Annotated in this window: 12 protein-coding genes; 7 read left to right on the top strand and 5 right to left on the bottom strand. The window is 59.0% G+C overall.

The annotated features are described in order from the left end of the window. Position 1 precedes the first annotated feature (1 nt). The 3 genes from CKW14_RS19390 to CKW14_RS19400 are packed head-to-tail and all read left to right on the top strand — an operon-like array spanning position 2 to position 4166. Positions 2 to 955: a cytochrome-c peroxidase gene (locus CKW14_RS19390; protein WP_095125948.1), complete on the top strand. Its 954-nt coding sequence runs from the start codon at positions 2 to 4 to the stop codon at positions 953 to 955. Next, positions 952 to 2766 carry a DAHL domain-containing protein gene (locus tag CKW14_RS19395; protein ID WP_095125881.1) on the top strand — a complete coding sequence of 605 codons (1815 nt, stop codon included), beginning with the start codon at positions 952 to 954 and terminating at the stop codon, positions 2764 to 2766. Before CKW14_RS19390 ends, CKW14_RS19395 begins: the two co-directional genes overlap by 4 nt. Then, on the top strand, positions 2763 to 4166 hold the full coding sequence (locus CKW14_RS19400) for an ATP-binding protein (RefSeq protein WP_095125882.1): 1404 nt from the start codon (positions 2763 to 2765) through the stop codon (positions 4164 to 4166). The genes CKW14_RS19395 and CKW14_RS19400 overlap by 4 nt, the downstream gene beginning before the upstream one ends. Positions 4167 to 4173: 7 nt before the next feature. Here CKW14_RS19400 and CKW14_RS19405 read toward each other — a convergent pair whose 3' ends face one another. Both CKW14_RS19405 and CKW14_RS19410 read right to left on the bottom strand, forming a co-directional pair. Further along, the gene (locus tag CKW14_RS19405) at positions 4174 to 5499 is read right to left on the bottom strand and encodes an APC family permease (RefSeq protein ID WP_095125883.1); all 1326 of its coding nucleotides are present in this window, start codon (positions 5497 to 5499) and stop codon (positions 4174 to 4176) included. Positions 5500 to 5796: 297 nt separating this feature from the next. After that, the gene (locus CKW14_RS19410) at positions 5797 to 6618 is read right to left on the bottom strand and encodes a carbon-nitrogen hydrolase family protein (RefSeq protein ID WP_095125884.1); all 822 of its coding nucleotides are present in this window, start codon (positions 6616 to 6618) and stop codon (positions 5797 to 5799) included. 125 nt (positions 6619 to 6743) lie between these two features. On the opposite strand from CKW14_RS19410, the gene CKW14_RS19415 reads away from it, so the two are divergent. Both CKW14_RS19415 and CKW14_RS19420 read left to right on the top strand, forming a co-directional pair. Further along, the gene (locus CKW14_RS19415) at positions 6744 to 7544 is read left to right on the top strand and encodes a LuxR C-terminal-related transcriptional regulator (RefSeq protein WP_095125885.1); all 801 of its coding nucleotides are present in this window, start codon (positions 6744 to 6746) and stop codon (positions 7542 to 7544) included. A 171-nt stretch (positions 7545 to 7715) separates the two neighbouring features. Next, a complete protein-coding gene (locus tag CKW14_RS19420) occupies positions 7716 to 9335 on the top strand; it encodes an FMN-binding glutamate synthase family protein (RefSeq protein WP_095048313.1) in 1620 nt (539 codons plus the stop codon). Here the strand turns inward: CKW14_RS19420 and CKW14_RS19425 are convergent. From CKW14_RS19425 to CKW14_RS19435, 3 genes are all read right to left on the bottom strand, one after another. Next, positions 9244 to 10914, bottom strand: coding sequence for a glycosyltransferase family 39 protein (locus CKW14_RS19425; protein WP_095125886.1), 1671 nt, complete (start codon positions 10912 to 10914; stop codon positions 9244 to 9246). The genes CKW14_RS19420 and CKW14_RS19425 overlap by 92 nt on opposite strands. Then, positions 10911 to 11273 carry a GtrA family protein gene (locus tag CKW14_RS19430; RefSeq protein WP_095048315.1) on the bottom strand — a complete coding sequence of 121 codons (363 nt, stop codon included), beginning with the start codon at positions 11271 to 11273 and terminating at the stop codon, positions 10911 to 10913. Before CKW14_RS19430 ends, CKW14_RS19425 begins: the two co-directional genes overlap by 4 nt. A 224-nt stretch (positions 11274 to 11497) precedes the next feature. After that, positions 11498 to 12919, bottom strand: a complete 1422-nt coding sequence (locus CKW14_RS19435; protein WP_095048316.1) for an amino acid permease — start codon at positions 12917 to 12919, stop codon at positions 11498 to 11500. A 526-nt stretch (positions 12920 to 13445) separates the two neighbouring features. Between CKW14_RS19435 and CKW14_RS19440 the strand changes: the two genes are divergently transcribed. Together CKW14_RS19440 and CKW14_RS19445 are read left to right on the top strand one after the other, a co-directional pair. Beyond that, positions 13446 to 16589, top strand: a complete 3144-nt coding sequence (locus CKW14_RS19440) for a transglycosylase domain-containing protein (protein WP_095125887.1) — start codon at positions 13446 to 13448, stop codon at positions 16587 to 16589. Positions 16590 to 16781: 192 nt separating this feature from the next. After that, the gene (locus tag CKW14_RS19445; RefSeq protein ID WP_095125888.1) at positions 16782 to 21908 is read left to right on the top strand and encodes a dermonecrotic toxin domain-containing protein; all 5127 of its coding nucleotides are present in this window, start codon (positions 16782 to 16784) and stop codon (positions 21906 to 21908) included. Positions 21909 to 22005: the final 97 nt, after the last annotated feature.

A 22005-nucleotide genomic window follows, 5' to 3' on the forward strand; every position in this document is an offset into this window, starting at 1 on the left:
GATGAGCCTTTTCCATCACGCTGTCGCGTTGCTGCTGTGCGGAGTCTGTATCGGCGCCAGTGCCGAGCCGCTGGACGAGCCGCTCAAACCGTTGCCCGCGGTGCCGCAGCAGGATCCCCGGCGCGTGGAACTCGGTCGACGGCTATTCCACGAGCCACGTTTGTCGATCAACAACACGCTTTCCTGCGCCAGCTGCCATCAACTCGACAAGAACGGTGCCGACAGCCGCGCCTTGTCACTGGGCTTCGACGGTAAACCGGTGGCCGTCAACACACCGACCCTGTTCAACGCAGCCCTCAACTTCCGCCAGTTCTGGGATGGCCGCGTTAAAACGCTGGAGGAACAAAGCAACGTCGTCATCACCAGCCCCCATGAAATGGGCAGCGACTGGCGCACCGTAATCGAACGCATCGGCAACGACCCCGATTACCGTCGCGATTTCGCCGCCACCTACCCGGACGGCGTAACCCAGGCCAACGTCCAGCAAGCGCTGGCCAGTTTCGAACGCACCTTGCTGACGCCCAATTCACGCTTCGATCAATACCTGCAGGGCAATACCGACATCCTCACCCTGGAGGAAAAGTACGGTTACCAGCGCTTCAAGGAGTACGGCTGCATTGCCTGCCATCAGGGGGTCAACATCGGTGGCAACATGTTCCAGAAATTCGGCGTGTTCGGCGATTACATTGCCGATCGTGGCAACCCGACCGTGGCCGACCAAGGCCGCTTCAACGTCACCGCCGACGAAGCAGACCGGGCGGTGTTCAAGGTGCCGAGCCTGCGCAATGTCGCGATCACCGCACCGTACTTTCACGACGGATCGGCCCCTACCCTCGAACGCGCCGTGGATGTGATGTTCCAGTATCAGTTGGGGCGCATGCCAAGCGCTGAGGATAAACGGCTGATCATGCTGTTTCTCACAACCCTGACCGGCCAACGGGAAGTCCAGCCATGATCAACATTTCGCGGCGACGCAGCCTGTTGTTGCTGACCCTGGTGGCCCTGGCGCTGGCCTCGATCCTGCTGTTCCTGTACTTCAAGTCGAGCTCTGACCAGAGCATGACGTACACCGAATCGCGGGATCTGATCCGGCAGATCAAACAGCAGAATTCGCAGTGGGAGAACGAGATCCTCAAGGCCAGGGTGGCGCTGACCCACAACTACGATCCGCTGGTGTCACCGATGAATGAGATGAACCGGCTCTGGGCGCGCTTCGACGAGATCGAGTCCGGGCATGGGCGCAACGACTCGACGCAATGGAACGATGCTCACGAAAGCTTCCTGCAGGCGATGCAGGAAAAGACCCGTCTGGTCGAACAGTTCAAATCGCACAACGCGCTGTTACGCAACTCCCTGGCTTTTTTGCCCACCGCTGAAGACGACATCCAACAGCAACTGGCCAGCCTGTCGGACTTCGATAAATTGCAGCTGCAAAACATCACCACCGACACCTACGACCTGCTGCTCAGCGCCCTCGAATTCGCCCAGGTCACCTCCGACGACCGGGCCGCCGACATCGAGGTCGGCCTGAACAAACTGAAGGTCAATGCACAACGCCTGCCGCTCGCGTTTCAGACCCCGATCAGAATCATGAGCAGCCATATTTCGCTGATTGCGCGCGAGCAGCCTGTGGTCAATCAGTTGCTCGAAAGCATCGAAAACATCCCCGTGGCCGACAGCCTCGACAACATCACCACCATGCTCGATCGCGATCAGCAGCGCGCCGATCAGGTCGACCGGCAGTACCACTTCTACCTGCTGTTGTTTTCGGTCTTGCTGGTGTTGTCGCTGGTGTGGCTGGCCATCCGTTTGATCGGTAGTTTCGCCGAGATCAACCGGGTCAATAACGCCCTGCAAACCGCCAACGATGCACTGGAACAAAGAGTCGAAGAACGCACCCGGGAACTGCGGGACGCCCAGAGCGAACTGCTCGACGCGGCACGTCAGGCCGGCATGGCGGAAATCGCCACCAATGTGCTGCACAACGTCGGCAACGTGCTCAATAGCGTGAACATTTCCAGCGACCTGATCACGCGCAAGCTGCGCAACAGCAAGGCCCAAGGCCTGGGCAAGGCCATGCAATTGATCAACGAACACCCTGATGAACTCGGCGTGTTCCTCAGCGAAGACGCCAAGGGCAAATTGCTCCCCGGCTACCTCAACCAGTTGGTGGTCGCCATTACCCAGGAACAGCAGGAAATGCTCGACGAGTTGAACCAGATGAACAAAAGCGTCGACCACATCAAAGACATCGTCGCCACCCAGCAATCCTATGCCGGCGCCAACAGCATGACCGAACCGCTGTTCATCAACGAATTGCTCGAAGACGCGTTGCGCATGAACGCCGGGGCACTCACCCGGCACCACGTCACGGTGGTCCGGGAGTACGCTGACGTGCCGCAGGTGATGGGCGACAAACACCGTTTGCTGCTGATCCTGATCAACCTCATCAGCAACGCTAAATACGCCATGTCCGACCTCAGCAACCGCCCACGCACCATGACCCTGGCGGTCAAAATTGTCGATGACAACTTCCTTGAAATCAGCGTCAAGGACGACGGCGAAGGCATCGCCGCGGAAAACATGACGCGGATCTTTGCCCACGGTTTTACCACCCGCAAGGAAGGCCACGGTTTCGGTCTGCACAGCTGCGCCCTGGCCGCCATCGAGATGAACGGCCACCTCACCGCGCACAGCGACGGCCCGGGCCAGGGTGCATTATTCACCTTGCAGATCCCCCTGATCAGCGTCACGGAGAGCGCATGAGCGAGCTGTCGAACCGCCGCATTCTGCTGATCGACGACATGCCGTCGATCCATGAAGACTTTCGCAAGATTCTCGCGCCGCCGGCGGCGCAGTCGGTGGAACTGGACGAGATGGAAGCAGCACTGTTCGGCGCTCAGGTGCGCGCCGAACGTCCGCCGTTCGAGCTGGACTCGGCCTATGGCGGCGAGGAAGGCCTGGGCAAGCTGAATCAGGCCTTGGCGGAACAACGCCCCTATGCGCTGGCCTTTGTCGACATGCGCATGCCCGACGGCTGGGACGGCGCGAAAACCATCGAGCATCTGTGGCAGCAGGATCCACAGTTGCAGGTGGTGGTCTGCACTGCCTACTCGGATTATTCCTGGGATGAACTGCTGGAGCGTCTGCAGGCGCATGACCGCTTGCTGATTCTGAAGAAGCCCTTCGACAACATCGAAGTGCAGCAGATGGCCAACACCCTGCTGACCAAGTGGCAGATGACCGAACGCGCGTCATTGCAAATGCATCACCTGGAACATCTGGTCGATCAGCGCACCGCCCAGTTCAAGCAGGCCAGCGAAGACCTGCAACGGGAAATCGATGAGCGCAAGCAACTGGAAAGTCAGCTGGTACAGTCGGAAAAACTCGCCTCACTGGGGCAAATGGCGGCGGGCGTGGCCCATGAAATCAACAACCCGATCGGCTTCATCTCCTCCAACCTCGGCACCCTCGACGGCTACTTCAAACAATTGCTCAGCGTACTCGATGCCTGGCAGACGCTTGGGCCAATACCAGACAGCGAATCCGTGGCGCGGCTTGAGCAATTGCGCAAAGACGCCGATCTGGATTTTCTCCTCGAAGACATTCCGGTGCTGATCCGCGAATCCAAGGAAGGCATTGGCCGGGTCGGGCAGATCGTCAAGGACCTGAAGGATTTCTCCCGGGTCGATAGCCAGCAGCAATGGCAGTGGGCCAATCTGCAACAAGGCATCGAGTCGACCCTGAACATTGTCGCCAGTGAACTCAAGTACAAGGCCGACCTGATCAAGGAGTACCAGCCCCTGCCGGACATCGAATGCCTGCCGTCGCAAATCAATCAGGTGATCATGAATCTGGTGGTCAATGCGGCGCAGGCCATGGGCCCCGAACGCGGCACCATCACCTTGCGCACCGGGCAACAACAAGACACGGCGTGGGTGGAAGTCGCGGACACCGGCGCGGGGATTGCGCCGGAGATCCTGCAGAAAATCTTCGATCCGTTCTTCACCACCAAACCCGTCGGCCAGGGCACCGGGCTTGGCCTGTCCCTGTCCTACGGCATTGTGAAAAAGCACGGTGGCGACATTTCGGTACGCAGCGAACCGGGGGTGGGCACGACCTTTCGCATCGAGTTGCCGATGCGCCAGAACCGGCCCGCTGCCTGAAGACGCCTCAGGTCGCTTCCTGAAAGTCCATTTCCGGTGGCTGGCGACGGAAACCACCGGTAAGTACTGCCAGGTAAACCACGCCGATCGCCAGCCAGCTCAAGCCCAGGTACACCGCCAGGTGATCGAGGCTGACCATCAGCCACAAGTCCGCCACCAGCCCGATCAACGGGAAGAGCAGAAACAGCAGCAGCTCGCGCGGACCTTTTTTCTCACCGCCGATCCAGTAATGAAAGATCACCGAGAGATTGACCAGGCTGAACGCCAGAAACGCGCCGAAGTTAATGAACGAGGTCGAGGTGGTCACGTCGAGTTTCAGTGCCAGTAACGCCACCACGGCGCAGAGCAGGATGCTGTTGACCGGTGTGCCGAAGCGCGCGTGCAAAGTGCCGAAGAACGACTTGGGCAACACGCCGTCGCGGCCCATGGCGAACAGCAGGCGCGAGCCACTGGCTTGCGCAGACAGCCCCGAGGCGAACTGACCGACAATCAGGCCGATGAGGAAGATCGAGACGAACAGATCGCCGCCGATATTGCGCGCGATTTCATAGGCGGCGGAGTCGACGCTGTCGAACTGGAACGATGGATGGGCGATCTGCACAAAGTATGAAACGCCAACGAAGATCAGCCCGCCGATCAAGGTGATCAACATGATCGCGCGCGGGATGGTGCGGCGTGGATCGCGGGTTTCTTCGGTCAGCGTGCTGACCGCATCGAAGCCGAGGAACGAGTAGCAGGCGATGGCCGCACCGCTCATGATCAGCGGCATCTGCATGTCGCCGTTGAAGAACGGCTTGATCGACCACAACGGCGTGCTCGCATCGCCACCGATGTAGTGCACGCACAGCGCGACGAAAGCGATCAGCACGAGGAACTGCACCAGCATCAACAAGGCGTTGATGCCGTTGGCCAGTTTCAGGCCAATGATGTTGATCGCGCTGGTGATGCCGATAAAGGCCAGCACCCAGATCCATTGCGGGATCGACGGGAATGCCGAGGCCAGATAAGCCGCGCCGATCAGCCAGATCGCCATCGGCAGAAACAGGTAATCGAGCAACACCGCCCAACCGGCGATGAAGCCGAGTTTCGGGCTGATTGCCTTGCGCACGTAGCTATAGGCGGAACCGGCGACGGGGAATGCAGCGGCCATGCGCCCGTAACTCATAGCGGTGAAGAACATCGCCACCAGCGCCGCCAGATACGCGGCAGGCACCATGCCGGCGGTAGACTGGGCGAGGATGCCGAAGGTGCCGAGGACAATGATCGGCGTCATGTAGGCGATGCCGAACAGCACCACCGACCCTAATGAAAGGGTGCGTTGCAAACGAGCCATGGGCGACTTACTCCGAATGTTATTGGATTTATGGCAGAGCCGGGTTCGGCGAGTGTTTTCGGGTGTGGCTGATCGTTCCCACGCTCTGCGTGGGAATGCCTCAATGGACGCTCTGCGTCCGCTCTTGGGACGCGGAGCGTCCCGGGCTGCATTCCCACGAAGAGCGTGGGAACGATCGGGTAAAACCTGAGTTCGACCCGTTGCTTCTGGTCGGCGTACCTCGAACAATCAACTCGGTCAGTCCCCTCTCCCTATGGGCGGTCCGACGTTTCGGGAGGGCTAGGGTGAGGGCAGCGGTCAACGGCGTGGAATCAACAACTCACGAACACCATCGCCGCGCTCCACCACCTCCCCCGGCAACTTCAAGCGCTGATCATCCAGATAGCGGTAATCCCTGCGCGCAATCTCCAACCGGTCGAAATCCAGCTCGACGCTGAACGTCCCTTCTTCCCGCCCGGCCTCGAACAACAGCGAGCCCAGCGGATCGACCAGCGCACTGCCACCGGCAAACATCAAGCCGTCGTCCCCCGCCTCCACGCGATTGACCATCAACGCAAAGGCCTGATTCTCCTGGGCACGGGCCATGATCGCGGTGCGGTGAGTCGGCGCGTACGGGTCCATGTTGCCGTTAGTCACGATCAGCAACTCGGCACCCAGTTGCGCCAAGGCACGGGCTGACTCCGGAAACTCGATGTCGTAGCAAATCAACAGGCCAATACGCACGCCGTTCCATTCGCAGGTGGTGTAACGGTCGCCGGCCTCGAACACGCCACGATCCGACGCCCACAGATGGGTCTTGCGGTATTTCAGGGCAATGCCTTCAGGGGTGATCAGCAACGTGGTGTTGTAGAAGCGACCGTTGTCGTTCTCGGCCATACCGATCACCACGGCGATGTTGTGTTCACGCGCGGCGGCCAGCACGGTGCTGACGGTCGGGCCGTCGAGCGGTTCGGCGGTTTGCGCCACGGTTTCGGCCGTCGGGAAGCCCATCAGGTGGGTTTCCGGGAACACGATCAATTGCGTGTCGGCCGCACACGCGGCAATCGCTGCCAGTGCGCGTTCGAGGTTGTAGACCGTGGCATTGTCACGGCCTGCCAATTGCGCGAGTTCGACTTTCATGGGAATTCCTTGTGATAAGCGGCGGGCGCTGAAAGATTGCCCGGTGGCTGTCTGTGGGCCAGTATGCGCAGCAAGCAGCCGGCCAGGGAATTACGCGGCCGGGGTAACCCGATAGGGGTAGATCGATGACACTTTCGTTTGACGACATCACCTGGCACCGCGCCGTCGGGCAATTGATCGACGCGCTCGACAAGCCGAATTTCTGGGCGCAACTGGTGCGACTGCTCGACCAATACGTGCCGTTCGATAGCTGGGTGGCGCTGCTGTTCAGCGCCGATCAACACCCGCAAGTCTTCGCCGAATGCCCGGGCGCAGACGGCAACCCTGACCCGTTGTTTCAGGATTATCTGCGCGGTCTGTACTTGCTGGACCCGTTCTACATCGCCTGTCGCGAGCAAACCCGCACCGGTCTGTATCGCCTCTCGGAAGTGGCGCCGGAGCATTTCGAACTGACCGAGTATTACCAGCGATACTTTCGTCTGAATGTCGTGGCCGACGAAATCCAGTTCAATTGTCAGCTCGAAGGCGATCGCACCTTGTGTCTGTCGCTGGGCAGTGAAAAACGTTTCACTGGCGAACATATCGCCTTGCTGTCATTGATCCAGCCTTGGGTGCTGGGCCTGCTGCGCCAGCGCCTGCCGTACGAGATCAACGAAACCGTGGCCCTCGCCGCCGCCCCTGTCCGGGCAGACTGGCGGGTGCAACTGGAGGCGTCGGTGCAGCAACTCAAGGGCGCGCAGCTGACTGCCCGGGAACTGGATGTCGGGCGTTTGATGCTCAGCGGTTGCTCCAGTAAAGAAATCGCCCGTAAGCTGGAAATCTCCGTAGAAACCGTGAAAGTCCATAAGAAACACATGTACAGCAAGCTGGGGATCAAATCCCAGTCCGAGCTGTTTTCGATTTTTCTTCAGGCACAAAACGCCTGATCGTTTGGTGAAGTTGCTTTTTGTGGGAGCGAGCCTGCTCGCGAATGCGTCGGATCAGACAATAATTTTTCTACTGACAGGTCGCTTTCGCGAGCAGGCTCGCTCCCACAGGGATTTTGTACATCCCTGAGCCTTTCGCCGAAATCTCTGAGTCCGAACCAAGGAAACCGTATGAGCCTGTCACTCCTGAGCCGCTACGCCTTCTTTGCCGTCTGTGTGATGTTCACCCTCGCCAGCCTGCCTTTCCTCGAACATGACTGGCTATGGCCAATCACCGCCGTCACCGGTGTACTGAGCCTGATCGGTCTGTTCGACCTGCTACAAAGCCCGCACGCGGTGCGCCGCAACTACCCGATCCTCGGCAATATCCGCTATCTGGTTGAAGGCATCCGCCCGGAGATCCGCCAGTACCTGCTGGAGTCCGACAGCGATGCCCTGCCCTTCTCCCGCGCCCAGCGTTCGCTGGTCTATTCGCGAGCGAAAAACGAAACCGCCGACAAGCCGTTCGGTACGCTGATCGATGTCTATCAATCCGGTTTCGAATTCATCGGCCACTCGATGCGTCCGGCGCCGCTGAGCGACCCGAGCAGTTTCCGCGTCACCGTCGGTGGCCCGCAGTGCAGTCAGCCGTACTCGGCCTCGGTATTCAACATCTCGGCGATGAGCTTCGGTTCGCTCAGCGCCAATGCCATTCGCGCGTTGAACCAAGGCGCGAAACTCGGCAACTTCGCCCACGACACCGGTGAAGGCAGCATCAGCCCGTATCACCGCGAACACGGCGGCGACCTGACCTGGGAGCTGGGCAGCGGCTATTTCGGTTGCCGCACCAGCGACGGCCGTTTCGACCCGGAACGCTTCGCCACCCAGGCGCAGAACCCGCAAGTGCGGATGATCGAAATCAAGATGAGCCAAGGCGCGAAACCCGGCCACGGCGGCATCCTGCCCAAACACAAAGTCACCAAGGAAATCGCCGAAACACGCGGCATCCTGATGGGCGAAGATTGCGTCTCGCCGTCACGTCACAGTGCGTTTTCCACGCCGATCGAAATGATGCAGTTCATCCAGCAACTGCGTGAACTGTCCGGCGGTAAACCGGTGGGCTTCAAGTTCTGCCTCGGCCATCCGTGGGAGTTCATGGGCATCGCCAAAGCCATGCTGGAAACCGGCATCCTCCCGGACTTTATCGTCGTCGACGGCAAGGAAGGTGGCACCGGCGCCGCACCGGTCGAGTTCACCGACCACATCGGCGTACCGATGCGCGAGGGCCTGCTGTTTGTCCACAACACCCTGGTCGGCCTGAACCTGCGCGACAAGATCAAACTCGGCGCCAGCGGCAAGATCGTCAGCGCCTTCGACATCGCCAGCGTACTGGCCATCGGTGCAGACTGGGCCAACTCCGCACGCGGCTTCATGTTCGCCATCGGCTGCATCCAGTCGCAAAGCTGCCACACCAACAAATGCCCGACCGGCGTGGCCACTCAGGATGCCTTGCGCCAACGCGCGCTGGTAGTGCCGGACAAGGCACAGCGCGTGTTCAACTTCCACCGCAATACCCTCAAGGCGCTGGCAGAAATGCTTGCCGCCGCCGGTCTTGAGCATCCGTCGCAACTGTCGGCCAAGCACTTGGTGCGGCGCATGTCGGCGACCGAGATCAAACTGTTCTCGCAGTTGCATGTGTTCCTGAAACCGGGGGAATTGCTCACCGGGGAAGTGAATGGCGAGTTCTATTCGCGGATGTGGCAGATGGCGCGGGCGGACAGTTTTGAGCCGCAGGAAGTGGCCGTGGCTTAAGTGTGCAATAGGTGCTGGCCTGCGCTGAAGCCGGCACCGAATCGGCAGTAAACAGATACGCAGAAATGTTTCCCCCGTGAATCGTCAACACGGGAGTCCGATCCTTTGCGAACTGTGGCCTGTCAGCATGCAAATCAGCATCTGTGATCCACCAGACTCTTTGGCTGCGGCAATCCAAAACCGTTATCCCATCAATATACATACTCGCTACGGGATCTTTGATCAGGCTCAAAAGACCACGACTGGTCAGCTTCAGGTAATCATCAATCGATGAGCGCACCTCAAACCGGGGATCAATACCAGTGGTGTCGTAATAAGTGAATGTCGGGTACCAGAACGGGTTAGCAATGATCACCTCATCACCTGGAAGGGCATTCTGATTGAGCCGCTTCACCAACTGACCAAACTCGGTATCTCTGCGGTAATTCGTTCCATTCAAGCCATCTGTCTGCCGGTAAACCGCAGTCAGACCATTTAATTGCACAACAACAAAAAGCAATAAACCAACAGTCGCCAACAACGCTCGACGTCTCCAGATGCCGTCAAGTGCCAACGCTGCAATCATCGCAATGGCGGGCGCCGAAAAAACCAGATATCTAGGAACGAATAGCGGAAGGAATAAGGCAAACACATAGAGCGTTGTCAGCGGAACAAAAAAATAACCAATCGGCAAAAAACGAAAAGGTCGCTTTAGGGAGTAGTCCGCGATGACTGTTGTGGCGCAGAACAGTAAAAGCGCCAGAGGCAGGAGATGCCACGCCGATGCTTGAAAAGCCCCATTTCCCATCAGCGTGAACTGCCAGACTAGCGACAACGCCTCCTGCAGCGTCACCGGTTTGATCCAACCCAAGCCCGTCGTATTCGCAAGTTGAGCAATCAGATGAGGTACCCAAGGCAAATACAGGACCACGATAGTCAGGTTAGCAAGTAGCCATTGCCCTAGGGTAATCGCCATCCCGGGACGGTTATTCCGGCTCAGCCACCAAAACAACCAATGCACCAGTACACACAAACCTGCGAAGTAGTGAGTGTAAAAAGCAGCGCTCATCAGGAGCACGTAGATCACCGCAAAACGGCCTTGCTCCGCAACCCTCGCCCAACAAACCAACGCAACAGTTGCAGCCATCAACCAGCACCCGAGCAGGCTGTACATCCTTACTTCCTGGCTATAGCGCACCGAAATCGGGAGTAACGCCAATAGCAGCGCGGCAATCCATGTCGCCCTGCGCGTTGAAATCAGGCTCATCAACTTGATACACAGTAAAAGAGTGCCGAGATCCGCGAGTGCACTCAAGGCCCGGGCAGACAACGCCGAGTCTCCCCACACCGACACCCAGTAGTGCAACAGCATGTAGTAAAGCGGTGGGTGCACATCCCGTGCCGTCAGCGCCCAGATGCGCTCCGGTGTTTCGCGTGCAAGCAGCAGACTATAGGCTTCATCGTTCCAGATGGCGGGTACTGAAATAGCGTAAAACCGTACGAGTAGTGCGAGGATCAAAACGATAGCGAGCGCGAATCGATCAACGAGCACTGGCGTAAAGGCTCGTCTGACAAATGCAACGGCCGCAAAAGTCTTCATAGCCGTTGTCTGCGAAACAATACAAACCTGAAAAAGCTGTACCCCAGCAACAGATTCAGCAGTGTAAACACCGCCACCGTCAGCAATCCCGGCAGATCACGCGTATCGGCGATCGCACCGATAGCAAAACTGAGCGCGCCCATCACCACGATAAACAGCAGATAACCAAGCACCGACGTTCGGCTGTCAAAGGTGTACAGCATGTTCACGTAAAACGAGAACATGGCCGCTACGCAGAAAGCCGCGAAATTGCTGGCGGCTTGGGTCAGTTCGGCAGCCGTGCACAGGACGAAAAAGATCTGCCAATGGATCAATCCATCGGCGATTCCGATAACCGTCAATGCCGAGAATCCCTTCATGCCGGTGCCCCGCTCTTGCCACGTTTGGCGAAATTTCAACCTAGGCCAAGGCAGGTGCCAGGTCTACTGTCAGAAATTACAGGTGCGCGGCTACTTCCGACGAGTGGACATCACACTGCCGCTGCAGCAAGCGCAGGTGGCACAGCCTTGGAGACGATCCGCGGCACGGGCAATAAAAAGCCCCGGTCTCGCGACCGGGGCTTGGTTGATGCAGACGCTAAAACTTACGAAGCCGAACGCGCCGCACCTTGCGCCACGTTGCTCGGTTGCAGCTTGAACACGTAGAACAACACGGTCAGCAGCACCAGGAACGCAGGCCCCACATAGAGCGCCACGCGCGTGTCCGGGAAGTACGCCATCAGGCCGACCACCAGCACCAGAAACGCTAGCGCAAAGTACGAGCTGACCGGGTACAGCCACATCTTGTACTTGAGGCCGGCACGTTCGCTGGCGCTCAGGCCTTTGCGGAATTTCAGTTGCGCCAGCAGGATCATCACCCAGGTCCAGATCGCGCCGAAGGTGGCAATCGAGGTCACCCAGACAAAGACTTTTTCCGGCACCAGATAGTTGAGCAGCACGCCCAGCAACAACGCACCGATCGACAGCAACAGCGCTCGACGCGGTACACCGTTATTCGAAGTCTTGGCAAAACCGGCCGGCGCCTGGCCATTCTGCGCCAGGCTGTAGAGCATACGCCCGGTGCTGAAGATACCGCCGTTGCACGACGACAATGCTGCGGTAATCACCACGAAGTTGATGATGCCGGCGGCGGTCTTGATGCCCAGACGCTCAAAGGTCATCACGAACGGACTGCCCTGCGTGCCGATTTCGTTCCACGGGTAGATCGACAGAATCACGAACAGTGCGCCGACGTAGAACAGCAGAATCCGCCAGAACACCGAGCCGATCGCATCAGGAATGGTCTTCTGCGGGTTCTTCGCTTCACCGGCGGTCAGGCCGATCATCTCCACGCCGAGGTAGGCGAACATGACCATTTGCAGGGACATCAGCACGCCGGTCACGCCGTTGGGCATGAAGCCGCCGTGGGCCCACAGGTTGGAAATCCCCAGTGCCACGCCGTCATTGCCGAACCCGAAGGCGATGATGCCGACGCCGCCGATCACCATCGCAATGATGGTGACGATCTTGATCAGGGCGAACCAGAATTCGAACTCACCGAAGGCCTTTACCGCGATCAGATTGATCGAACCCATGCTGATCAGCGCCGCGAGGGCCCAGATCCAGCGCGGTACATCGGGAAACCAGATGCCCATGTACACGGCCACCGCGGTGATTTCCGCGACGCAGGTCACCAGCCACAGGAACCAGTAATTCCAGCCCGTGAGGAAGCCCGCCAACGGGCCGAGGTAGTCTTGCGCGTAACGGCTGAACGAGCCGGCGACCGGATTGTGCACGGCCATTTCGCCGAGAGCGCGCATGATCACCAGGATCGCCAGACCACCCAGAATGTACGACAGCATGATCGCCGGGCCGGCCATTTCGATGGCCTTGGCGGAACCTAAAAACAGACCGACGCCGATACAGGCACCGAGTGCCATCAGGCGAATATGCCGTTCGCCGAGTTCGCGTTTGAGCGGACCGCCCTGAGCGGTGTCGCCGTGAGGCAGTTGATTGCCGACTGGCATAGGGGTGCAACCTCGTCTTGTTATTGGATATGACCACCGAGTGTCGAAGCGTCGGCCGATAAGCCCTGGCTTGAAATGAAACCGCGCCTGCTTTGTGAGCAGACACGTCTTGCAGGACAGCCTGCAAGATCAGCGGGACGTGCAGTATAAAAAGCCTTTGGCAGGAGTTTTCACTCTATAAGCCACAACATTCAGCGACAACTCTCGGTAAAAGCCCGGTATGCCGAGAGGCATTCCCTGCTTTGCGTAGGAATATTCGCCGCCGAAAAAGCCGCCGAGTATTGCACAGCATTGGTGCATCGTCATGTGTCCGCTTGGTCAACTTTATTGCTGAACGGTTCTATTGCGGCCGCTCAGATCTCCCTCGCCGCAAAGTTTGCTTCAGGCTCATTTTCGCTCCGGCACCCGCCTTCCAGATTTATTCAGCAACTCCCCTCGCCCATCCCGCACATTTTTTTCACCAGCCCCAACCACCGTCTAAGCTTCAGACAAGTCCGATCAATCTGCGTGAATGGATCAATCGACTATGGGCGCTTTGTGGCAAACCGATTCGAGTAAAGCCGTGGTTCCGACTGAACGAGTGGATGAAGCGCCTGTCCCTGAAAAACCCCGCCGCAACCGGCATGGGTGGAAGGCTTTCTGGTTGTTGCTGGTGATTATCGCGATCGTCGTGGGGCTGGCTGCGTCCAAGGAAATGCGCACTTCGCGCTTCCAGGCGCGTGAGCTCAGCCAATACGCCGCGTCACTGACGTACACCCTCGAACCCGGCCCCAGCGAAGCCATTCGTTATCCGGGCAATGGCCCGTTCGATCTGCGCCTGGGTTACAGCTCGCTGGATGAATTCCTGCCGCGCCTGCTCAAACGCAACTACGTCATCACCGAACAGGCGCGGTTTTCCCCGGCACTGCTCAGCTACACCGACAAGGGCCTGTTCGTGCCGTATTCCGAAAAGATTCAGGCCGGGCTGTCGATCACCGATTGCCGGGCCGCACCGCTGTACAAGTACAACTACCCGCAACAGCTATATTCAAGCTTCGAATCCATCCCGCCAGTGGTGGTCAGCAGCCTGTTATTCATCGAAAACCGCTTCCTGCTCGACCCGAAACAGCCGCTGGCCAACCCGGCGGTGGACTGGCCGCGCTTCGGCATGGCCGCGTGGTCACAAGTGGCGAAATTGCTGCGCCTGCCGGGCCAGTCGGCGGGTGGCAGTACGTTAGCCACGCAATTGGAAAAGTACCGGCATTCCCCGGATGGCCTGACGGTGTCCGGTGCCGAGAAACTGCGGCAGATGATGTCGGCCAGCGTGCGTGCCTATCAGCCCGGCCCGCAAACCCTCGGGGCACGACAGAACATCGTGCGTGACTACCTCAACAGCGTGCCGCTGTCGGCGGTGCCAGGGCATGGCGAAGTACATGGCATGGCCGAAGGCCTGCGCGTCTGGTACGGCAGCGACTTCAACCAGGCCAACGAACAACTGAACAGCCCGGCCACCGATGCGAAGACCATGGCCGCCAAAGGCCTGGCCCTGCGCGAGATGTTGTCGCTGATGATCGCCCAGCGCCGCCCTTCGCGTTACCTGACCAAGGGCCGTGAAGAGCTTGCCGAGCTTACCGACAGCCATTTGCGCCTGCTCAAACAGAACGGTGTGATCGACAACGCGCTAGCCGATGCCGCCCTTGCCAGCAAAGTCACTTACCGCGACTGGCAGACCCAGCCGACCATTCAGCCGATCGAAACCAACAAGGGCATCAGCGTTGCCCGCAGTCGTCTGGCGAGCATGCTCAACCGGCCGCTGTACGACCTCGACCGCCTCGACCTCTCGGCCACCAGCACCCTGCAGGGCGAACTGCAAACCCAGGCCACCGCTTACCTGAAGAAACTCGCCGACCCGGCCTATGCCGCCGAAATCGGCTTGCTCGGTGAACGTTTGCTGACCCCGACCAGCACCACCCAAGTGCGCTACAGCTTTACCCTCTTCGAACTGACTCCGGACGGTTCCCGCGTGCGGGTGCAGACCGATAGCACTGACCAGCCGTTCGATATCAACGAAGGCAGCAAACTCGAACTCGGCTCCACCGCGAAAATGCGCGTGCTCACCACTTACCTGCAAATCATCGCCGAACTGCACGACAAGTACGGCGCCATGAGCGTGCCGGAACTGAAGAAAGTCGAAGTCCCCGATCAGGACCGCTTGAGCCAGTGGGTCATCGATTACCTGATCCAGAACAAGGATCACGACCTGTCGAAGATGCTCGGCGCAGCCCTCGACCGCAAATACTCGGCCAGCCCCGGCGAGGCGTTTTTCACCGGCGGCGGATTGCATACATTTCACAACTTTCGCAAAGAGGACAACGGTCGCATACCGACTCTGCGCGACGCCCTGCGCGAATCGATCAACCTGCCGTTTATTCGGCTGATGCGTGATGTGGTGCGTTATGTCACTTATTCAGGGCCCAATAGCAGTGCCGAACTGCTCAAGGACGATCGCGATCCGCGTCGGCAGGAATACCTGGCAAGTTTCGCCGACCGCGAAGGCACGGCGTTCCAGCTCAAGTTCTGGAAAAAATACAGGAACAAAGACACGCAGGCGCGTCTCGACACCTTCCTCGACAGCATGCGCCCGACGCCGATCCGCATGGCCGCCGTGCATCGCTACCTGCTACCCGATGCCAGCCAAGAAGACTTCAACACGTTCGTCCGCTCGCACCTTAAAGGCACCAAGCTCACCGAAAAACTCACTGATGATCGCCTGATCCGCCTCTACGATTCCTATGGTCCCGGCAGTTACGATTTGCCCGATCAAGGCTTCATCGCCAAGGTGCATCCGCTGGATCTGTGGATGATGGGCTACCTGTTGAACCACCCGGACGCGACCTTCAGCGAGATCGTCAAGGCCAGTCACTTCGAACGTCAGGAAGTCTACAGCTGGCTATTCAAGAGCAAGCACAAGGGCGCCCGCGACAGCCGTATTCGCACCATGCTCGAGATTGAAGCGTTCCTTGAAATTCACCAGCGCTGGCAGAAAGTCGGCTACCCGTTCGACCATCTGGTGCCGTCGCTGGCCACCGCGATTGGCAGCTCCGGTGACCGCCCTGCCGCTCTGGCCGAGTTGATCGGCACCATCCTCAATGACGGCGTGCGCATGCCGACGCTGCGCATCGACAGCCTGCATTTCGCCGCAGGCACGCCTTACGAAACGCAACTGGTCAATGACCCGCATGTCGGCAAACGGGTGATGCCGTCCGAGGTCGCCACAGCCATGCGCGAGGCACTGTCGCAAGTGGTCGACGCCGGCACGGCAAAACGTGTTTCCGGCAGTTTCAAACTGGCTGATGGCAGCCCACTGGCCATGGGTGGCAAAACCGGGACCGGCGACAACCGCATCGAAGCCATCGGTTCGGGCGGACGCATCCTCAGTTCGAAGTCGATCAACCGCACGGCGACGTTCGTTTTCTACATCGGCGATCACCACTTCGGCACCCTCACCGCGTTCGTTCCGGGGCGTTCGGCAGAGAACTTCAAGTTCACCTCGGCCCTGCCAGTGCAGGTGCTCAAGGGCATGGCGCCGATTCTGACGCCGTATCTGCAACCGGGCAGCGACTCACAGTGCAAACCGACGCAGACCGCCAGCGTGGCGATGCTCGAAGCGCTGCGCCCTACGGCGAGGTAACAAATCGTGTCGGGTTTTTCTGCATCAGGGTGACGAATTTTCAGTTTGGCGGGTGGTATTTATGTATTTTTCAGATTCGAATTTTCGTCGGGTTGGTGACCGGCAACGCGGTTTGCCTCCCGATCTTTGAACTTTTGTTTTGCCCTGCCCTGAGTAGGCTGATCACTCCTCAACAATCAAGGATGATTGGCCATGTCTCTCTCTCCCCTGCCTGCGGAAAACGCGGACAAAGGACGGCACTACGAATTCATCAAGTCCGCCGTCAACGACAATTTCAAAAGTGCCACCGTCAGCCGGAGCCTCGCCTTGGCAGCTTCGCCACTGAAGAATGAAGCCTGGTACACCAAAGCACCTTCCGCGTATCTGAACAAACTCGCTGCGGCCAACCTCAAGGCCTGGGGATCGCAGAACCAGGTTGATCATCTCTTGGCGAAAGTCGATCTCCATGCCTTCGCCGAGCCGCTGCTCAAGGCAAAAATCAAGGAGCGGCACGGCATCGAGCCGGACGTCAAAAGCACCTTTCTGCGCCTTTACCTGCCCAAGGACAAACCGTGGTACGCCATCGACCTTTCCGCAGGCGTCGTGACCCGCACCATCTCGCTGCTGGATGCCGCCCTGCACAATTTCGCCAGCAGTGAAACGGTCGGCCATGGCTCGGACTACATCAGCGAGCCCGATGAGCGCGGTCTGTTCGATGTCGTACCGATCAAAAGCGCCATGCCCATCAGCCAGTTTCAGGCGCTGTGCCGCGATCTGGATATCGGCGCGCAGTACAAAAAACACCTGGAAAGTTACCTGCTGCCCGGCGAACCGCTGGCCGAGAGCGTGCTGCAGTACAAGGTCAACCAGAGTCAGAAGGACGCCCTCGCCGTCGCCGCACATTTGGCGCTGATCAAGGACGATATCCAGTACGACGCCTACAAAATGCTCTTGAGCCTGACCGAGGAAAAACCGCAACTGCTGCTCAATGGCCGCGCGATGCAGTGCGCTGACCTGTCGCTGCTCGGCACCCGGCTGACCGGGATTCTGCTGCTGACGCACACGGCATCGGACAGCCGCGGTGTTCGACGCCTGATCGTCTACATTCCCCACGACCCGGATCACCCGGTCAAGGAGTACAACTCTCTGAAAGCCTTCCGGGAGGAGTTGGTGCGCCAGCTTCGTGAGGACCGATTCAGCGAGTGGACCGAACAGACCTACCGTCAGTTCTTCAGCCAGTTTGTCGACCATCAGCAGCGCGGGCATTTCTTTGCCGAGCTTGAGCAACGCCTGTTCATCGTCAGGTATCACCCGCGTCAGGATCCCACCGATCAGCAACCACCGTGGCGCAAGGACCCGCAGGACAATCCCAACCTACAGTTCGGTCGGGTGAAATTGCAGGGCGATTACTGGCGCCACGCCTATCAGCAAAAGCTCAACAAGATCCTCAACGACGCCCGGGAGATCGCCGTCTCCACCGCCGACACCGACAGCAAAGCGCGTTGGGCGTGGTGGGACAACTTCAAGAAAATCCTTTCGGACATTTTCAACGTGGCGCTGTTGATCGCCACACCATTCGTGCCGGGGCTGGGCGAACTGATGATGGCCTACACGGCCTACCAGCTAACCAGCGATGTGATCGAAGGCATCGTTGATCTGGCCGAAGGGCTTTGGCAGGACGCTGCCGGGCATGTCATCAGTGTGGTCACCGACATCATTCAGTTGGCCGCCTTCGCCGCCGGCGCGCAGATCGGCGAAACCTTTCGCGTCAAACTGTCGTCGCTGGTAGACGGCATGAAACCGGTCAAGCTGCCCAATGGCAAAAACAGCTTATGGCACCCGGACCTGAGTCCCTACGAACGTAACGAACTGATGCTCTCGCCCGGCGCCAAACCCGATCGCCATGGCCTGCATCAGTACCGCAACGAACACGTCCTGCCGCTGGAAGGCAAGCTGTACGTCGTCGAAAAGGCCACGACTGATGCGACGTCCAACACCCACCGCATCAAGCACCCGAGCCGCGCCAACGCCTACCGGCCGAAAATCGAACACAACGGCCACGGCGCCTGGGTGCATGAAGCGGAGACCCCGCACAACTGGCCGAATGACGCGCTGATGCGACGACTGGGCCACAGCGTCGAACGCTTTTCGCCCGCGGAACTTGAGCAGATCCGCATCGGCAGCGGCACCGATCACGACGCCCTGCGTCAGATGCATATCGACAACAGCCCGCCTCCGCCGCTGTTGGCCGACACAGTCAAACGCTTCAGCGCCTACGACGATGTACTCACGGCGACTGCCGACATCCGCGCGGGCCGCCCGATCGATCCACAGGCCGTCTGGCTGGAACCGGTGTTGACCGGTTTGCCGGGCTGGCCTTACAGCAAAGCGCTGGAGGTGTTTGCCGATGCCAGTCTGAGTGGTTACTCGCGCAAGTACGGCAATCCGCAGGCTGCGCCGGCGGAGACGTTGCGCATCAGCCTCAACGATCTGAATGCGGGACAGTTGCCGGATCGCGTGACGAACTTCCTCACCAATGAAGAATTCAACCACCTGCTGGGCCCGGAAATTCCTCGCGACGACCGTGCAGCGGTCTTGCGCAATCACCTCGCCAATGCCGTCGATGAACGTCGCGGGGACGTCTCCCGCCGTGTCTATCAAGCAGGGGAAAGAACCGACAAAACCGACATCAAAACCGTTAGACAGACCTTTCCCGATCTGCCGCTGCCGCTTGCCGAAAAACTCGTGGCCCAGGCCAGACCCGCCGAACTGCAAAGAATCGCCAAGGAAAAACGCCTACCGTTACGCCTCAAGGTCCAGGCCCGAGAACTGGATTTCGAAGCCTGCGCCGCCCGCGCCTATGAGGGTTTTTATCACGACGAATTGCTGACCGCGGACAGCGAACGCCTTGCGCTCAACACCCTCAAGCTCAACACCGACACCTTTGCCGATCTGCGTCTGGAGGTGCGCGATGGCACCTATGACGGCCCGCTGCGCTGCAGTGTCGGATCGGATGATGCAGCCGTCGTCAGGCGCCTGATCCGCGACGCACAGGGCCGCTATGAGGTGCTCGACGCAGGCAACCGCTCGCTGCATGACGCGGATGATTTCTATGAGTCGATTCTGCATGCCGTGCCTGCCGAAACACTGCCTGCCGTGGGTTACTCGCGCGGCCAGGGACGCCCGTTGAAACTGTGGATCATGGAAGAGGCCGCCGGCCCTGCGCAGCGCCGAACTGCGCTGGCAGAGCCGCCCATCCGTCCGGTGGCGACGATTGAAACCGAAACGCTGGTGCGCGGTTGGTCATGGCTTTGGGGTGAGCCGACGCTGGAAAAACGTATCGGCAAGCTCTACCCGAAAATGAATGAAAGGGAGGTGAACACGTTCATTGAAATATTGCAGCGCAAGAGCGAGGGCAATGCAGTCGATGCCATCGCAAAGCTGGAAAGCGAGCGCAAGGATTTGCACCGTAAATTACAGGCATCGCGTGAAAAACAACCCGCCGGCGTGGACGACGAGGGAAATCCGGGCTACGGAGCGTCCATGGATTACATGCAACTTGGCGGGAGGCACATAGAAGAAAGGTTAATTGAGTGTTTCGAGCGCAAAAGCGCTGGGTTCGACGAACAGATCCATCATCCAGAGCAAGGCTATACGCTGGACCTGACCACTGAGTTGAACCGATATGATCTCGAATACTGGTGGGAAGAATTGCGCAAGCAACCCGGCATGAAGCAACACCTTGATCAGATCACCGCACTTAGGCTCAACAAGACATCCCTCTCGGCAAATCGCGACGGACTGCTCGGCAGCTTCCCTCATCTGCGCCAATTGAGCGCCCGCCAGTGCAATCTGAAAGAAATACCCTCCAGCATCGGCCAGATGCGTCAACTTGAGGATCTGGATCTGGCCGATAACCGTATCGATTTGACGTATCGCTCCAGCAAACAACTCGACGCACTGGTACGTCTGCGCACGCTAAACCTGAACGGCAATCCCTTGCGCATACCCCCGGATGTCGGGCGAATGTACCGGCTGGAGGAGCTGAGCCTGGCCAATACCGGCATCCAGACCTGGCCCGAGGGACTGTTCAAGGTCGGCACAGCCAACCGACACCGGCCACGCAGTTTCATGCTCGACATGCGGGGGGCGCCGATCAATACCCTGCCCGAAGTCACGCCTGGCTCTGATCAGGCGTTTGTGCTCAGCCGCGCACGTTTCAGCCCGGAAAAACTGACCAATGAAGAGCGGGTGCGTTATGGCCAGTATCGAGAGTCTTCAGGCCTGGGTTTTGTGCAGGATTATTTTCCCGCCGCCAATGACGAACTCCGCCATTGGCAACTCGTTGCCGATGTACCCGGCGGTTTCGGCCCGTCTTCGGCACTGAGCAAATACCGCGAAGAAACCTGGCATGACCTGATGGCCGAGCCGGACTCCGCCGGTTTTTTCAGCGTGATTGCCAAACAAAGAGAAAGCGCCGACTACCGGACGGAGCCCGCACGCCGCAAGCTGACCCAACGTGTCTGGGAAATGGTCGAAGCCGCCGCCCTCGATTCGGAGCTGCGCGAAAAACTGTTCAAACAGATCGTGTCCCCGGAGGACTGCGGCGATCTCGGTGCGCAATTGTTCAATTCACTGGGAATGAAAGTGCTGGTGTCCAAAGCCTATACAGCGCCGACATCGGCCCAGGTTCTGGATAACACCCTCGTACGCCTGGCCCGCAGTGCTGCGCGGCTGGACTTGGTGAGCGACGAGGCTCGCGTGGAATACAGCCGTCAGGAACAACAGAACCTGATCGACCCGAACAACCTCGCTCCGGATGAGGTCGAGGTCCATCTGGCATTCGAAACCGGACTGGCTGAACGACTTGAACTGCCCTGGCAGTCTGAAGGCATGCGCTACCAGCCTCGTTCTGGTGTCAACGAAGCGGAGATCGAGTTGGCTTACAGGATGATCATGAGGCGGGAACAGGGCGACGGTCTGGTCAATGGAATGATCAATCTTCCTTCGGACAATTTCTGGGAGCGCCACCTGCGCAAGACTCACCCGACACAATACGAGCGCAATGATCATCTGTTTGAGAACAAACTCGAATGGGTCGAAGAATTGAAGGAAATAAAAGCGCAGTGGGCTGAACTCAAGGATCCGGGTCAGATAAAACCACTGACGCAAAAACTGGAAAGTCTTGCGAACCAACTCGGCATTTCCGTGGCCGATGTACTCAAGGATGAGCCCTTGAGCCAAAGGCTGTACCAGGACCTGCAGAAACAAATCGGTTATCAGCGCGATGACCTTTCCCGACAATTGACCCGGGAGGCCATGAGAATCGCGAACCTCTGACGGCAGGCTTGCAAACCGGTCAGACCATCAAGGACTGGCCGGCCCCTGCGACAGCTTTTCGCCCCCCCATAGGCCCGGGCTTGCGTGCTCTGGGTCA

Source organism: Pseudomonas sp. Irchel s3a12, from assembly GCF_900187485.1.
Taxonomy (GTDB): domain Bacteria; phylum Pseudomonadota; class Gammaproteobacteria; order Pseudomonadales; family Pseudomonadaceae; genus Aquipseudomonas; species Aquipseudomonas neuropathica.

Bases quoted from the DNA above. Each gene is read 5' to 3' on its own strand.
- CKW14_RS19390 (WP_095125948.1), top strand. From the start codon at position 2: ATGAGCCTTTTCCATCACGCTGTCGCGTTGCTGCTGTGCGGAGTCTGT.
- CKW14_RS19395 (WP_095125881.1), top strand. From the start codon at position 952: ATGATCAACATTTCGCGGCGACGCAGCCTGTTGTTGCTGACCCTGGTG.
- CKW14_RS19400 (WP_095125882.1), top strand. From the start codon at position 2,763: ATGAGCGAGCTGTCGAACCGCCGCATTCTGCTGATCGACGACATGCCG.
- CKW14_RS19405 (WP_095125883.1), bottom strand. From the start codon at position 5,499: ATGGCTCGTTTGCAACGCACCCTTTCATTAGGGTCGGTGGTGCTGTTC.
- CKW14_RS19410 (WP_095125884.1), bottom strand. From the start codon at position 6,618: ATGAAAGTCGAACTCGCGCAATTGGCAGGCCGTGACAATGCCACGGTC.
- CKW14_RS19415 (WP_095125885.1), top strand. From the start codon at position 6,744: ATGACACTTTCGTTTGACGACATCACCTGGCACCGCGCCGTCGGGCAA.
- CKW14_RS19420 (WP_095048313.1), top strand. From the start codon at position 7,716: ATGAGCCTGTCACTCCTGAGCCGCTACGCCTTCTTTGCCGTCTGTGTG.
- CKW14_RS19425 (WP_095125886.1), bottom strand. From the start codon at position 10,914: ATGAAGACTTTTGCGGCCGTTGCATTTGTCAGACGAGCCTTTACGCCA.
- CKW14_RS19430 (WP_095048315.1), bottom strand. From the start codon at position 11,273: ATGAAGGGATTCTCGGCATTGACGGTTATCGGAATCGCCGATGGATTG.
- CKW14_RS19435 (WP_095048316.1), bottom strand. From the start codon at position 12,919: ATGCCAGTCGGCAATCAACTGCCTCACGGCGACACCGCTCAGGGCGGT.
- CKW14_RS19440 (WP_095125887.1), top strand. From the start codon at position 13,446: ATGGGCGCTTTGTGGCAAACCGATTCGAGTAAAGCCGTGGTTCCGACT.
- CKW14_RS19445 (WP_095125888.1), top strand. From the start codon at position 16,782: ATGTCTCTCTCTCCCCTGCCTGCGGAAAACGCGGACAAAGGACGGCAC.